The organism is Shewanella sp. 6_MG-2023, from assembly GCF_030547195.1.
In the GTDB taxonomy this organism is placed as follows: Bacteria; Pseudomonadota; Gammaproteobacteria; order Enterobacterales; family Shewanellaceae; genus Shewanella.
Genome location: NZ_JAUOQU010000049.1, coordinates 1 through 15,809, shown reverse-complemented (window position 1 = coordinate 15,809; position 15,809 = coordinate 1). Strand labels below are relative to the sequence as shown.

Below are 15,809 nucleotides of genomic sequence, written 5' to 3'. Positions count from 1 at the left end.
TCACGCTCTTCTGGAGCGTTATCGATTTGTGCGAAATCTTTAACTTCACCACCATATACTTTTGACAATACAGCTGAGATAGCTGCTGTAAGAGTAGTTTTACCATGGTCGACGTGACCAATTGTACCCACGTTTACGTGTGGTTTACTACGTTCAAATTTTTCTTTAGCCACGATATATTCCTTTCTTTTCAGAAGTGCTCGACAACGAGCTATATAACAGTTAATTAAGTACTTAAAAATTTAAGTACGTGATTCAATAATTGCCTTTGCAATATTTGATGGTGCATCGTCGTACTTTAAGAACTCCATAGAGTATGAAGCACGACCCTGAGTTGCACTTCGCAAGTCAGTAGCATAACCAAACATTTCAGAAAGCGGTACAACAGCGTGGATAATTTTAACACCACCCAGACCATCATCCATACCTTCAATAATACCGCGACGTCGGTTCAAATCACCCACTACATCGCCCATGTTATTTTCAGGTGTGGTTATTTCCACTTTCATTGTGGGTTCTAGTAACACAGGGGTTGCTTCAAGCGCACCCTTTTTGAAGCCCATTGAACCAGCAATTTTGAAAGCCATCTCATTTGAGTCGACATCATGATATGAGCCGTCAAATAAAGTCACTTTCACATCAAGCATTGGATAACCAGCTAATACGCCGTTATTCATTTGCTCTTGAATACCTTTGTCAACGGATGGGATGAATTCACGAGGAACTGCACCACCAACGATTTCGTTAACAAATTCGTAGCCTTGACCTTCTTCAGAAGGTTCAACTTTCAACCACACATGGCCAAACTGACCACGTCCGCCTGATTGACGTACGAACTTACCTTCCACTTCAACTGCTGAGCGAATTGTTTCACGATAAGCAACCTGAGGTTTACCTACGTTACAATCTACATTAAATTCGCGACGCATTCTGTCTACGATAATGTCTAAATGTAATTCACCCATGCCAGAAATCAATGTTTGAGCTGATTCTGCATCAGTTTCCACTCTAAAAGACGGGTCTTCAGCTGCTAATTTTTGCAGCGCAATCGCCATTTTATCTTGGTCTGCTTGCGAACGTGGCTCAACGGCAATAGTAATTACAGGTTCTGGAAACTCCATGCGTTCTAAAATCACTTTGTGATCATTTGCGCAAAGAGTATCTCCTGTTGTAACATCTTTTAAGCCAATTGCCGCGGCAATATCACCAGCACGAACTTCTTTCAGCTCGGTTCGGTCATTTGCATGCATTTGTACGATTCGGCCGACGCGTTCACGTTTCTCTTTGACAGAGTTGTAAACCGCTGCACCCGACTCTAATACGCCTGAATATACACGGATAAAGGTTAAAGTTCCAACAAATGGATCAGTCGCAATTTTAAACGCTAATGCCGCAAAAGGGGCATTATCGTCTGATGGACGTTCGACTTCATTATCGTTCTCGTCAATCCCTTTAATTGCAGGGACTTCAGTAGGAGCCGGTAAGTAATCGACCACACCATCTAAAACAGCTTGAACACCTTTGTTCTTAAATGCAGAACCACAAGTTGCTAATACTATTTCATTGTTAATTGTGCGCTGACGTAATGCTTGCTTGATCTCTAATTCTGATAGCTCACCTTCTTCAAGGTATTTTTCCATCAATTCATCAGAGGCCTCTGCAGCACTTTCCACGAGATACTCATGCATTTCTTCTGCCTTAGCGAGAAGATCTGCAGGAATTTCTTCATAAGAGAAAGTCGTTCCTTGGTCTTTTTCAGACCAATTAATTGCTTTCATCTTAATTAAATCAATAACCCCTTTAAAGTTCTCCTCAGCGCCAATATTCAATTGAATAGGGACACAAGTCGCACCTAGGCGGTTACGGATTTGGTCGATGACACTATCAAAGTCAGCACCTGCACGATCCATTTTATTAACGAATACCATGCGCGGTACCTGATACTTATCAGCTTGACGCCAAACAGTTTCAGATTGTGGCTCGACACCTGATGATCCGCAGAAGACAACAACTGCACCATCAAGTACTCGAAGCGAACGTTCTACTTCAATAGTAAAGTCAACATGACCAGGGGTATCGATGATATTAATACGATGTTCGGTGAATTGAGCATCCATACCACGCCAGAATGTGGTTACAGCAGCAGATGTGATAGTAATACCACGCTCTTGCTCTTGAACCATCCAGTCAGTGGTAGCGGCGCCGTCATGCACCTCACCGATTTTATGAGACAAACCGGTATAGAACAGAACACGTTCTGTTGTGGTAGTTTTACCTGCATCCACATGAGCAACGATACCGATATTACGATAACGCTCAATTGGGGTTGTACGAGCCACTATTTATACCCTCTCAACTAAAGCTAAAGTGCTTTAGAAAATATCAACAATATGGAGTGGGCTAACGCCCACTCCATCAAATTACCAACGGTAATGAGCAAAGGCTTTGTTAGCTTCAGCCATGCGATGCACGTCTTCACGCTTCTTAACAGCAGTACCTTTGTTTTCAGATGCGTCTAGCATTTCACCAGCTAGACGTAGAGCCATAGATTTTTCACCACGCTTGCGAGCAGCTTCAACTAACCAGCGCATCGCTAGTGCGTTACGACGCACTGGACGAACTTCACATGGTACTTGATAAGTTGAACCACCAACGCGACGAGATTTAACTTCGACTGATGGACGAACATTATCAAGAGCAGCTTCAAGGATGCTTAAATGCTCTTCGCTTTTCTTTTCAGCGACAACATCTAATGCTTGGTAGATAATTTTTTCAGCAGTTGACTTTTTACCGTCAACCATAATGACGTTGATGAACTTAGCCAACAACTCACTTTTGAACTTTGGATCTGGTAGGATTTTACGTTGTCCTACAACGCGACGTCTTGGCATAACAATTCTCCGTATGCTTCAGGTACTTCCAAAACTGGAATTTTTTTAACTAGCTTGGCCTTACTTAAACGGACAAGTTACGACTTAGGACGCTTAGCACCGTACTTAGAACGGCCGTTGCGACGAGCACTTACGCCAGCACAATCTAATGCACCGCGAATAGTGTGGTAACGCACACCAGGTAGATCTTTAACACGACCACCACGGATTAGAATTACACTATGTTCCTGCAAGTTGTGACCTTCACCACCGATGTACGAAGTAACTTCGAAACCGTTAGTTAAGCGAACACGTGCTACTTTACGTAGTGCAGAGTTAGGTTTTTTAGGAGTAGTTGTGTACACACGAGTACAAACTCCACGTTTTTGTGGACACGCATTCAACGCTGGCACGTTAGTCTTTTCGACTTTTGGCGAGCGAGGCTTACGTACCAACTGGTTTACAGTTGCCATGAATAGCTCCGTTCAGTTGAAATATCTCAACAATTTTGTGTGAAAAATCTATATCCCACTATGATGGGACGCGAAAGTTTAGAAAGGTAATGGCCAACTGTCAAGAAATAGACAACTTTTCATGCAATTTCCAATAAAAAAGGCGCCAAAGGCGCCTTTTTTAACATACCATTTACTTTAATCAGCACTTCCGGCTAAGTTAAGTAAGTCAGCTAAGTTCTTCTCTGCTTCACTTGCAGTGATCACTGGCGCTTCTGCATTGTCTGATTTGACATTCGCACGAGCTTCATTACGAGCTGTGTGATATGCATAACCGGTACCAGCTGGGATTAGACGACCAACAATTACGTTTTCTTTCAGACCACGTAATGGATCGCTCTTACCGCCAACAGCAGCTTCGGTTAGTACGCGAGTTGTTTCCTGGAACGATGCAGCTGAGATGAATGATTCAGTAGCCAAAGATGCTTTGGTAATACCTAATAATTCACGCTCAAACTTCGCAGGTGTTTTGCCTTGTGCTTCAAGTTCGCGGTTAGCGATCTTAACGCGGGCAACTTCAGCTTGTTCACCGACTAAGAATTCGGTATCACCAGCGTCAGTAATTAAGCACTTACGTAGCATTTGGCGAATAATCACCTCAATGTGCTTATCATTGATTTTAACGCCCTGTAGGCGGTAAACGTCTTGAACTTCATCAACAATATAGTTAGCAACATGATGGATGCCACGTAAACGTAGGATGTCATGCGCAGCTTCTGGGCCATCAGCAATAACTTCACCACGTTCAACTTTTTCACCTTCGAACACGTTCAGGTTACGCCATTTAGGGATCATTTCTTCATAATGATCACTACCATCAGCAGGGCTGATGACTAGACGTACTTTACCTTTGGTTTCTTTACCGAATGAGATAGTACCCGAGATTTCAGCAAGGATAGCAGGCTCTTTTGGTTTACGAGCTTCGAACAAGTCAGCAACACGTGGTAGACCACCGGTAATATCGCGAGTTTTAGACGATTCCTGAGGAATACGTGCTAAAGCATCACCAACGTTAATTTGTGCATTATCGTCTTTCGCTACAATCGCGTTACCAGGTAAGAAATACTGCGCAGGTACATCGGTACCCGGGATCATAAGATCGTTGCCATCAGCGTCGATTAGACGGATAGCAGGACGCATTTCTTTACCAGCTGTGCTACGAGCACTTGGGTCAAGTACCACAATCGAAGACAGACCAGTTAGGTCATCTGTTTGACGCGTCATAGTAACGCCTTCAATCATGTCTACGAATTTAACTGAACCGGCTACTTCAGAAATAATTGGGTGAGTATGTGGATCCCAGTTCGCAATAATTGCGCCTGCTGCCACTTCACTGTCTTCCAACACTTCTAAAACAGTACCGTAAGGTACTCTGTAACGCTCTTTTTCACGACCAAGTTCGTCAATGATTGCAAGTTCAGATGAACGAGAAACAATAACTAACTTGTTGTCGATGCTCTTAACGTATTTCGCATTATGAAGCTTCAGTGTACCTGAGTTCTTAACTTGAACATTGTTTTCAGCAGAGTCACGAGATGCTGCACCACCAATGTGGAAGGTACGCATCGTAAGCTGTGTACCTGGCTCACCGATTGATTGAGCAGCAACAACACCGATAGCTTCACCGTGGTTAATGATATGACCACGAGCTAAGTCACGACCGTAACATGCGGCACAAACACCAAAGTCTGTTTCACATGAAATTACAGAACGTACGATAACTTCATCAACGCTGTGCTCTTCAAGAAGATCACACCATGCTTCGTCAAGTAGCGTATTGCGTGGAGCAAGTACTTTTTCAGTACCAGGCTCAAGTACGTCAATAGCAACAACACGACCAAGAACACGTTCACGAAGAGGCTCTTTAACATCACCACCTTCAATCAACGGCTTCATGGTTAAGCCAGCTTCAGTGCCACAATCATCTTCAATAACAACTAGATCTTGTGCAACGTCAACAAGACGTCGAGTTAGGTAACCCGAGTTAGCTGTTTTCAATGCGGTATCGGCAAGACCTTTACGCGCACCGTGAGTAGAGATGAAGTACTGAAGTACGTTTAGACCTTCACGGAAGTTCGCAGTAATTGGGGTTTCGATGATTGAGCCATCTGGCTTAGCCATCAGACCACGCATACCCGCTAACTGACGGATCTGAGCAGCACTACCACGAGCGCCCGAGTCAGCCATCATATAGATGCTGTTAAACGAATCTTGCTCTTCTTCTTCGCCATCACGATTGATAACAACTTCTTTCTTCAAGTTGTCCATCATCGCTTTAGAGATTTTATCGTTGGTACTTGCCCAAATATCGATAACTTTGTTGTAACGCTCACCAGCGGTAACCAGACCTGATTGGAACTGCTCTTGAATTTCAAGCACTTCACGTTCAGCTTCTTCAACTAAAGTGTACTTCTCATCTGGGATAACCATATCGTTGATACCAACAGAGGCACCAGAGATAGTTGCATAACGGAAACCGGTATACATTAATTGGTCAGCAAAGATAACAGTATCTTTTAGGCCTAGCGCACGGTAACAAGTGTTCAATAGTTTCGAGATTTGCTTTTTACCCATGTTCTGGTTAACCAGTTCATAGGGTAAGCCTTTAGGCAAGATCTGCGATAACAATGCACGGCCCACTGTAGTATCTACAATACGACGGCTTTGAGTCTTTTCACCATTGTCGTCAGTTGAAGTCTCTGTAATACGTACTTTAACGCGTGCATGCAATTCTGCAGCACCTGTTGCGTACGCTTTTTCAACTTCATCAACAGACATAAATGTCATACCTTCACCACGGCCGTTAACACATTCACGGCTGGTATAGTAAAGACCAAGTACCACGTCTTGAGAAGGCGTGATTACTGGCTCACCATTTGCTGGAGAAAGGATGTTGTTTGTCGACATCATTAACGAGCGAGCTTCTAATTGAGCTTCAAGCGTTAACGGTACGTGCACAGCCATTTGGTCACCATCGAAGTCGGCGTTATATGCCGCACATACTAATGGGTGCAATTGAATAGCTTTACCTTCAATTAGTACCGGCTCAAATGCCTGGATACCAAGTCTATGAAGTGTTGGTGCACGGTTAAGCATAACTGGATGTTCACGAATTACTTCGTCTAAAACATCCCATACTTCTGGCTGTTCGCGTTCAACCATTTTCTTAGCAGCTTTAATCGTAGTAGCTAAACCACGACCTTCTAGCTTGCCATAAATGAATGGTTTGAATAGCTCAAGTGCCATCTTCTTAGGAAGACCACACTGGTGCAGACGTAAAGTAGGACCTACGGTAATTACCGAACGGCCTGAGTAGTCAACACGCTTACCAAGTAAGTTCTGACGGAAACGACCTTGCTTACCTTTGATCATATCGGCCAAAGATTTTAGCGGACGCTTGTTAGAACCTGTAATAGCACGACCACGACGACCATTATCTAATAGCGCATCAACAGACTCTTGTAACATACGCTTTTCGTTACGTACGATAATGTCTGGCGCAGCTAAGTCTAATAGACGTTTTAGACGGTTGTTACGGTTGATTACACGACGGTAAAGGTCGTTCAAATCAGACGTAGCAAAACGTCCGCCATCTAGTGGTACTAGAGGACGTAAATCAGGTGGTAGAACCGGTAGAACTTTTAAGATCATCCACTCAGGCTTGTTACCTGAAGTGAAGAATGCTTCCATCAGTTTAAGGCGTTTAGTGACCTTTTTACGACGGGTTTCAGAGTTGATTGAAGGCAACTCTTCACGCATTTGTTCGATCTGTTCTTCTAAATCAATTGCACGTAGCAAGTCTAAGACTGCTTCAGCACCCATTTTAGCTTCGAACTCGTCACCGTATTCTTCAAGTGCATCAAGATACGTTTCTTCAGTAAGCATTTGGCCACGTTCAAGACTGGTCATGCCAGGCTCGATCACAACAAATGATTCGAAGTAAAGTACACGTTCGATGTCACGAAGTGTCATATCAAGCATTAAGCCGATACGAGACGGAAGTGATTTCAAGAACCAAATGTGGGCAACTGGGCTTGCAAGATCAATATGACCCATGCGCTCACGACGCACTTTAGTCTGTGTAACTTCAACGCCACACTTCTCACAAATAACACCACGGTGCTTCAAACGCTTGTATTTACCACACAAACATTCGTAATCTTTCACAGGACCGAAAATACGCGCACAGAATAAACCTTCACGTTCAGGTTTAAAGGTACGGTAGTTAATGGTTTCTGGTTTTTTAACTTCACCAAAAGACCAAGAACGGATTAGATCTGGCGAAGCCAAACCAATTTTGATTCCGTTAAATTCTTCAGTCTTGCTTTGCTGTTTAAGAAACTTTAATAAGTCTTTCACGTTTCTCTCCTGAAGGAGTTAAACCAGATGCCTTGCTATTGCAAAGCATCCTTGGTTACCAAACATTGCTTAAGAGCGATGCTTACTCTTGATCCAACTCGATATTAATACCAAGTGAACGAATTTCCTTCAACAATACGTTGAAAGACTCAGGCATGCCTGGGTGCATCTGATGGTTACCGTCGACGATGTTTTTATACATCTGAGTACGACCGTTAACGTCATCTGATTTAACCGTTAGCATTTCCTGAAGAGTATATGCAGCACCGTATGCTTCTAGTGCCCATACTTCCATCTCACCGAAACGCTGACCACCGAATTGAGCTTTACCGCCCAATGGTTGTTGTGTAACTAAGCTGTACGAACCGGTTGAACGGGCGTGCATCTTGTCATCAACTAAATGGTTCAATTTAAGCATGTACATGTAACCAACAGTTACTTTACGCTCAAATTCGTTACCGGTACGGCCGTCACATAATGTTAACTGGCCAGATGAAGGTAAGCCTGCAAGTTCAAGCATTTGCTTGATCTCTTTCTCTTTAGCACCATCGAAAGCTGGCGTAGCAATTGGTATGCCGCCTCTCAGGTTCTTAGCTAAGCGCACTACTTCATGGTCGCTAAATGTACTGATGTCGACTTTCTGAAGAACGTCATCACCTAAGTCATAAACCTGCTGAATGTAGCTACGTAGCTCTGCCAGTTCGCGTTGCTCTTCAAGCATAGCAGTAATACGATTACCGATACCTTTAGCTGCAGCACCTAAGTGGACTTCTAGTACCTGACCAATGTTCATACGCGATGGTACGCCCAATGGGTTAAGTACGATATCAACTGGATCACCAGTTTCATCGTAAGGCATGTCTTCGATAGGACAAATCTTAGAGATTACACCCTTGTTACCGTGACGACCCGCCATCTTATCACCAGGTTGGATAGTACGTTTAACTGCTAGGTAAACCTTAACAATTTTCAGTACACCAGGTGCTAAGTCATCACCTTGGGTGATCTTACGACGCTTAACTTCAAACTTCTTATCGAAGTCTGCTTTTAGCTCTTCATGTTGCTCAGCTAATTGCTCAAGTTCAGTTTGTTTAGCTTCGTCATCGATAACTTGAATTAATACATCTTTACGCGGTAGCTCTGCTAATTTAGCTTCTGAGAAACCGGTAGATAGTAATAAGTTACGCGCACGGCTCAACACACCTTCTTCAAGGATCTGGAACTCTTCGCCTAAATCTTTGCGAGCTTGGCTAACATGCATCTCTTCAATTTCAAGCGCACGTTTATCTTTCTCGATACCGTCACGAGTGAATACTTGAACGTCGATGATGGTGCCTTTAACAGAGTTAGGTACACGTAAAGAGCTGTCCTTAACATCTGAAGCTTTCTCACCGAAAATTGCACGCAATAGCTTCTCTTCTGGCGTCAGCTGAGTTTCACCTTTAGGTGTCACTTTACCAACTAGAATGTCGCCGCCTTTCACTTCAGCACCAATGTAAACGATACCTGATTCATCTAGTTTAGATAAAGCAGACTCACCTACGTTTGGAATATCAGCTGTGATTTCTTCGCTACCTAGTTTCGTATCACGAGCAATACATGAAAGCTCTTGGATATGAATAGTAGTAAAACGATCTTCTTGCGCTACGCGCTCAGAAATTAAGATAGAATCTTCGAAGTTATAACCATTCCACGGCATGAACGCGATACGCATGTTTTGACCAAGAGCCAAATCACCTAAATCGGTTGATGGACCGTCAGCTAATACATCACCACGTACAATTGGATCACCAACAGAACAACAAGGACGTTGGTTAATACAGGTGTTTTGGTTTGAACGGGTATACTTAGTTAAGTTGTAGATATCAATACCAGCTTCACCCGGTGTTAACTCTGCTTCATTAACTTTGATAACGATACGGCTAGCATCAACGTAATCAACAACACCGCCACGTTTCGCAGCAACAACAACACCAGAATCGACCGCTAAAGTGCGCTCAATACCTGTACCGACTAACGGCTTATCAGCACGTAAAGTAGGAACCGCTTGACGTTGCATGTTCGCACCCATCAATGCACGGTTAGCATCATCGTGTTCTAGGAACGGAATTAGTGATGCCGCAACAGAAATAATCTGTTGTGGTGATACATCCATATATTGAATGTCAGCAGCACGCATAAAGGTAGATTCACCTTTATGACGACAAGCAACTTGCTCTTCAATGATTCGGCTAGAACCATCTACTTCAATGTTTGCCTGTGCAATAACATAACGACCTTCTTCAATTGCTGACAAGTATTCAACTTCATCAGTAATTACACTATCAACAACCTTACGATAAGGCGTTTCTAGGAAGCCGTATGAGTTAGTACGTGCGAAACTTGCTAAAGAGTTAATTAGACCAATGTTTGGTCCCTCTGGCGTTTCAATCGGACATAGACGACCATAGTGAGTCGGATGTACGTCACGTACTTCGAAGCCTGCACGTTCACGAGTCAAACCACCTGGGCCTAAAGCAGAAATACGACGCTTATGCGTTACTTCTGAAAGCGGGTTGTTTTGATCCATGAATTGAGACAGCTGTGAAGAACCAAAGAATTCTTTCACTGCTGCCGAAATAGGCTTCGCATTGATAAGATCTTGTGGCATCAACTCGTTCAAGTCGCCTAATGATAGACGTTCACGAACAGCACGCTCAACACGAACTAGACCAACACGGAATTGGTTTTCAGCCATTTCGCCAACGCTACGAATACGACGGTTACCAAGATGGTCGATATCATCGACTTCATCGTCACCATTACGGATTTCGATGATTTTCTTCATAACGTGTACGATGTCTTCTTTAGACAATACGCCAGCGCCTTCGTCTTCAGCAATCTCAAGACGACGGTTGAACTTCATACGACCTACTTTAGATAAGTCATAACGTTCTTCACTGAAGAACAAGTTCTGGAATAAGCTTTCAGCAGCATCTTTGGTTGGTGGCTCACCTGGACGCATCATGCGGTAGATTTCAACTAATGCTTCTAAGCGGTTAGTTGTAGAATCGATACGTAATGTGTCAGAAATATAAGCACCATGATCAAGATCGTTGATAAACAAAGTATCAACTTCTTTAATGCCTGCTAAAGAAAGTTTAGCAAGGTCTTCAAGGGTGATTTCAGCATTTGCGCTAACAAGTACTTCACCAGTATCTTGATCGATATAATCTTGAGCAGCAAACTTACCAACAATGTAATCTACAGGTACTTCAAGTTCTGTAGTGGCAGTTTTTTCAAGTTGTTTAATGTGACGAGCAGTAATACGACGACCAGTTTCAACAAGAACATTGCCTTCTGAATCTTTAATATCGTAACTTGCAGTTTCACCACGTAAACGGTCTGGTACAAGTGCCATAACAAGAGAATCTTTCTTAATTTTGAACTGAGTACGTTCAAAGAATAAGTCTAAGATTTCTTGAGTAGAAAACTCAAGTGCACGTAGCATGATAGTCGCAGGTAATTTACGACGACGGTCAATACGTACAAATAAGGCATCTTTTGGATCAAATTCAAAGTCAAGCCATGAACCACGGTAAGGAATAATACGTGCGTTATATAACACTTTACCTGAAGAGTGGGTTTTACCACGGTCATGATCAAAGAATACACCTGGTGAGCGGTGTAACTGAGACACGATAACACGCTCAGTACCATTGATAACAAAAGTACCGTTATCAGTCATTAATGGGATATCACCCATGTAGACTTCTTGTTCTTTAATGTCTTTAACTGTGCCTGGTGCAGCTTCACGGTCATATAACACCATACGCAATTTAACGCGTAATGGAGCTGAATATGTAACACCGCGGATCTGACACTCTTTCACATCAAAAACTGGCTCGCCTAACTTATAACTGACGTATTGCAGTTCAGAGTTGCCAGAAAAGCTCTTGATGGGAAAAACGCTACGGAATGCGGCTTCGAAGCCACGTTCACCCGTAGGATCTTGATCGGTGAACTTCTTAAAAGAGTCTAATTGAATAGACAATAGGTACGGAATATCCAAAACTTTTGGGCGTTTGCCAAAGTCTTTACGAATACGCTTCTTTTCAGAATAGGAGTAAACCATGGGTTTCCTCTACTTACGAGATGTGACCAAGACTGAAATAATACAAAAGATTAAATCAGCACGTTTGCCCATCACCGTTAATGGCAAGAACCTAACCAGTAATCTCTGCTAGGAACTGCTAAAACTGGCGACAAACGGTGAATAAAAAATCGCCTGCGCATATAGCGCAAAAAAGGCCGACGGTTAAAAAACCGCCAGCCTCCGCCCGATTACTCGGGAGGTGGTAAGTTAAAGTATAACTTACTTAACTTCTACTTCAGCGCCAGCAGCAACTAGGTCTGCTTGAAGTGCTTCAGCTTCTTCTTTAGAGATAGCTTCTTTAACTGCAACTGGTGCAGATTCAGCCATCGCTTTAGCTTCTTTCAGGCCAAGACCTGTAGCGCCACGAAGTGCTTTAATAACAGCAACTTTGTTAGCACCGAAAGATGTCATAACAACGTCAAATTCTGTTTGCTCAACAGCAGCGGCAGCATCACCACCACCAGAAACTACTGCAGCTGCAGCAGAAACGCCGAATTTTTCTTCCATTGCTTCGATAAGTTCAACAACTTCCATTACAGACATTTCTGCGAAAGCTTCTAAGATTTGGTCTTTTGTGATAGACATAACAAAAAATTCCTATTGTACTGAATTCAATTTAATTAAGCGGCTAATAAAATATTAAGCTGCTTCTTTTTGATCGCGAAGAGCGGCCAAGGTACGAACAAACTTGCCAGCAGATGCTTCTTTTAGAGTCATCATTAACTGAGCTAGTGCTTCGTCGTAAGTTGGTAATTTCGCTAAACGATCAATATCTGCTGCAGGGATTACTTCCCCTTCAAAGGCTGCTGCTTTAATTTCAAACTTTTCTTGCGTAGCAGCGAAGTCTTTTAATAGACGTGCTGCAGCACCTGGGTGCTCGTTAGAAAAGGCAATTAAAGTAGGACCTGTAAACGTGTCGCTAAGGCACTCAAAATCAGTACCAGCTACAGCGCGTTTTACTAATGTATTACGTACTACACGTATAAATACACCAGCTTCACGAGCTGCTTTACGCAAACCGGTCATATCACCTACAGTTACACCGCGTGAATCGGCAACAACTGCAGATAAAGCACCTTTGGCTGCTTCGTTGACTTCAGCAACAATCGCTTTTTTGTCTTCGAGTCTTAATGCCATTGGCTTTACTCCTGGATTCTACCTAGGGAATTCCCTAGAATTAACCATGTTAAACACAAAGTGTTTAACGACTTACGGTGCAGATTTTCCAGCAGAACAAAATCTATCTGGGGGGTCTGACACCGTCTACGTAGGAAATTAAGTAATGGTTAGATTACACCTACGGTCTTGGACGGAAATCTATTCAATAAGCGGACTAATAAATTAGTAACACACGTAGAAAATAGACCTCAACCCACAAAGTGCGCGCATTATAGACTAATACGCACGCTTTGTATATTACTTAACTTCGTCTAAGCTACCTTGATCGATAGTTACGCCTGCACCCATAGTGGTAGAGATAGTAACTTTCTTCAAGTAAACGCCTTTAGCAACTGCAGGCTTAGCCTTTTTCAGTGCCGCTACAAGCGATTCTAAGTTTTCTTTAAGCTGAACTGGTGTGAAATCCACTTTACCGATAGTAGTGTGGATAATACCGTTCTTGTCGTTACGGTAACGAACTTGACCAGCTTTGGCATTTTTAACTGCATCAGCAACGTTAGGCGTTACTGTACCAGTTTTAGGGTTAGGCATTAAACCACGTGGGCCTAAGATTTGACCTAACATACCAACAACGCGCATTGCATCTGGAGATGCGATAACAACGTCAAAGTTCATTTCGCCAGCTTTAACTTGTGCAGCAAGATCTTCCATACCAACAAGTTCTGCACCAGCTTCTTTAGCTGCTTCAGCGTTTGCGCCCTGTGTAAACACAGCAACACGAACTTCACGGCCAGTACCATGTGGTAATACTGTAGCGCCACGAACGTTTTGATCTGATTTACGAGGATCGATACCTAGGTTAACAGCAACGTCAACACTTTCTACGAACTTAGCAGTTGCTAATTCTTTTAATAAAGCAGTAGCTTCATTGATGTCGTAGTTCTTAGTTCCGTCTAATTTTTCACGGATAACGCGCATGCGCTTAGTTAGCTTTGCCATTATATTAGTCCTCTACTACCAAACCCATTGAACGTGCAGTACCTTCAATTGAGCGAGTCATCGCTTCAATATCAGCGCCAGTCATATCAGTAGCTTTTGATTCAGCAATTTCTTGAACTGCGCTACGCTTGATAGTACCAACTTTCTCAGTGTTCGGACGGCCAGAACCAGACTTAAGACCTGCAGCTTTCAATAATAAGAAAGATGCTGGAGGAGTCTTAGTTTCGAACGTGAAAGAACGGTCGTTGTATACAGTGATAACAACAGGAATTGGCATGCCTTTTTCGAACTTTTCAGTACGAGCGTTGAATGCTTTACAGAATTCCATGATGTTCACACCTTTTTGACCTAAAGCAGGTCCAACTGGTGGAGACGGGTTTGCAGCACCGGCTGCTACTTGTAGCTTAATATAAGCTTCAATTTTCTTTGCCATGTCGACATATCCTCAGTTTGGGTTCAAACGCGTATCGGCTACATGCCAATATGCTCCCCTTGAAAATTACGGGTGCGAATTATACAAAAATTCGCACCCGCAAACAAATACTATTTGTAGTTAATTTAATCAGCTCTTTTCAACTTGATCGAAATCAAGTTCAACAGGAGTAGAGCGACCGAAGATCATTACTGAAACCTTAACGCGGTTCTTGTCGTAATCAACTTCTTCGATAGTGCCATTAAAATCAGCAAATGGACCATCGTTAACACGAACAACTTCACCAGGTTCATACATAACGCGATGAGTCGGTGACTCAACTGTGTCTTGTAAACGCTGAAGAATGGCATCCGCTTCTTTGTCTGAAATAGGCGCTGGACGGTCAGATGTACCACCGATAAAGCCCATAACACGTGGAATACTTTTAACTAAATGCCAGCTTTCGTCATTCATTTCCATCTGTACTAATACATAGCCAGGGAAGAATTTACGTTCGCTTTTGCGACGCTGACCTGCACGCATCTCAACCACTTCTTCTGTCGGTACTAATACCTCAGCGAAGTAATCTTCCATGTTGTGCATTTTTATATGTTCAAGCAATGTTTTACATACACGGCCTTCATAGCCCGAGAATGCTTGGATCACATACCATCTTTTTTTAGCTTCTGTTGCTTCAGTCATGTAAATGCCTATACGCCAGTAATTAGGTTAACAACGCGCAAAAGTACCCAGTCGAAACCCCAAAGGATAACGGCTACGACAGCTGTTGCAGCAAGAACAATGAATGTAGTGTTTAGCGCTTCTTGACGCGTAGGCCAAACCACTTTACGAACTTCAATGTGAGCTTCACGAGCAAAAGATAAAGCTTCTTTACCTTTCACAGTTTGCAGAGCAATAAAACCTGCAAGAACAAAGGCAACAATTACGCCTAAAGCGCGTACCACAACACTGGCTTCGCCAAATGCTTGGTTGCCAATAACAGCGGCGGCAATCAATATAACTGCTATGCCCCACTTAACAATATCCAGAGAATTAGTCTGGTTTTCAGTATTTGTTGTCATCGGTTGGTTCCGTTACTCACTAAGAGACCTGAGCTTAAAATTGATAAAGTGTACCATTATCAATCAGTACTTCCGAATTAAGCCACGAAAAGCATCAGCTCAGGGTCAAAAATCGGCCATAGATTGTATTCTTATTCTAGTCAGTTCGCAAGGATGACACTAGAGATCATCAGCAAATCTTACAAAAAATAATAAAAACAAAAAAGGAAGCCGAAGCTTCCTTTTTTTATGTGTTAACTAAAATCGCTATTAAGCGATAACTTTAGCTACAACACCAGCACCAACAGTACGGCCACCTTCACGGATAGCGAAACGTAAACC

Annotated in this window: 13 protein-coding genes; all 13 read right to left on the bottom strand. The window is 42.9% G+C overall.

The window, feature by feature from the left end:
• Positions 1 to 173, bottom strand: a 173-nt coding sequence (locus Q4533_RS18990) for a GTP-binding protein (RefSeq protein ID WP_303446844.1), incomplete at its 3' end; no start/stop codon positions are given.
• 69 nt (positions 174 to 242) lie between these two features.
• Complete coding sequence (fusA, locus tag Q4533_RS18985; protein WP_102439677.1) at positions 243 to 2,339, bottom strand: elongation factor G; 2,097 nt, start codon at positions 2,337 to 2,339, stop codon at positions 243 to 245.
• 81 nt (positions 2,340 to 2,420) lie between these two features.
• Positions 2,421 to 2,891, bottom strand: coding sequence for a 30S ribosomal protein S7 (rpsG, locus tag Q4533_RS18980; protein ID WP_076543258.1), 471 nt, complete (start codon positions 2,889 to 2,891; stop codon positions 2,421 to 2,423).
• Between the two features lie 77 nt (positions 2,892 to 2,968).
• On the bottom strand, positions 2,969 to 3,343 hold the full coding sequence (gene rpsL / locus Q4533_RS18975; protein ID WP_076543259.1) for a 30S ribosomal protein S12: 375 nt from the start codon (positions 3,341 to 3,343) through the stop codon (positions 2,969 to 2,971).
• A gap of 177 nt (positions 3,344 to 3,520) precedes the next feature.
• Positions 3,521 to 7,741, bottom strand: coding sequence for a DNA-directed RNA polymerase subunit beta' (gene rpoC, locus Q4533_RS18970; RefSeq protein WP_102476544.1), 4,221 nt, complete (start codon positions 7,739 to 7,741; stop codon positions 3,521 to 3,523).
• An 82-nt stretch (positions 7,742 to 7,823) separates the two neighbouring features.
• Positions 7,824 to 11,855, bottom strand: coding sequence for a DNA-directed RNA polymerase subunit beta (gene rpoB / locus Q4533_RS18965; protein ID WP_102439679.1), 4,032 nt, complete (start codon positions 11,853 to 11,855; stop codon positions 7,824 to 7,826).
• Between the two features lie 240 nt (positions 11,856 to 12,095).
• The gene (gene rplL / locus Q4533_RS18960) at positions 12,096 to 12,461 is read right to left on the bottom strand and encodes a 50S ribosomal protein L7/L12 (RefSeq protein WP_076543262.1); all 366 of its coding nucleotides are present in this window, start codon (positions 12,459 to 12,461) and stop codon (positions 12,096 to 12,098) included.
• A gap of 54 nt (positions 12,462 to 12,515) precedes the next feature.
• On the bottom strand, positions 12,516 to 13,013 hold the full coding sequence (gene rplJ / locus Q4533_RS18955) for a 50S ribosomal protein L10 (protein WP_076543263.1): 498 nt from the start codon (positions 13,011 to 13,013) through the stop codon (positions 12,516 to 12,518).
• 279 nt (positions 13,014 to 13,292) lie between these two features.
• Entirely contained in the window at positions 13,293 to 13,994 is a 702-nt protein-coding gene (rplA, locus tag Q4533_RS18950) for a 50S ribosomal protein L1 (RefSeq protein ID WP_102439680.1), read from the bottom strand.
• A gap of 4 nt (positions 13,995 to 13,998) precedes the next feature.
• Positions 13,999 to 14,427, bottom strand: coding sequence for a 50S ribosomal protein L11 (gene rplK, locus Q4533_RS18945; protein WP_076543265.1), 429 nt, complete (start codon positions 14,425 to 14,427; stop codon positions 13,999 to 14,001).
• 129 nt (positions 14,428 to 14,556) lie between these two features.
• Positions 14,557 to 15,108 (bottom strand): transcription termination/antitermination protein NusG, encoded by a 552-nt coding sequence (gene nusG, locus Q4533_RS18940; protein WP_076543266.1) that lies wholly within the window; start codon positions 15,106 to 15,108, stop codon positions 14,557 to 14,559.
• 8 nt (positions 15,109 to 15,116) lie between these two features.
• The gene (secE, locus tag Q4533_RS18935) at positions 15,117 to 15,488 is read right to left on the bottom strand and encodes a preprotein translocase subunit SecE (protein WP_102439681.1); all 372 of its coding nucleotides are present in this window, start codon (positions 15,486 to 15,488) and stop codon (positions 15,117 to 15,119) included.
• A 249-nt stretch (positions 15,489 to 15,737) separates the two neighbouring features.
• Positions 15,738 to 15,809 (bottom strand): hypothetical protein (locus Q4533_RS18930; protein ID WP_131818057.1); only part of this gene is annotated, 72 nt, incomplete at its 5' end.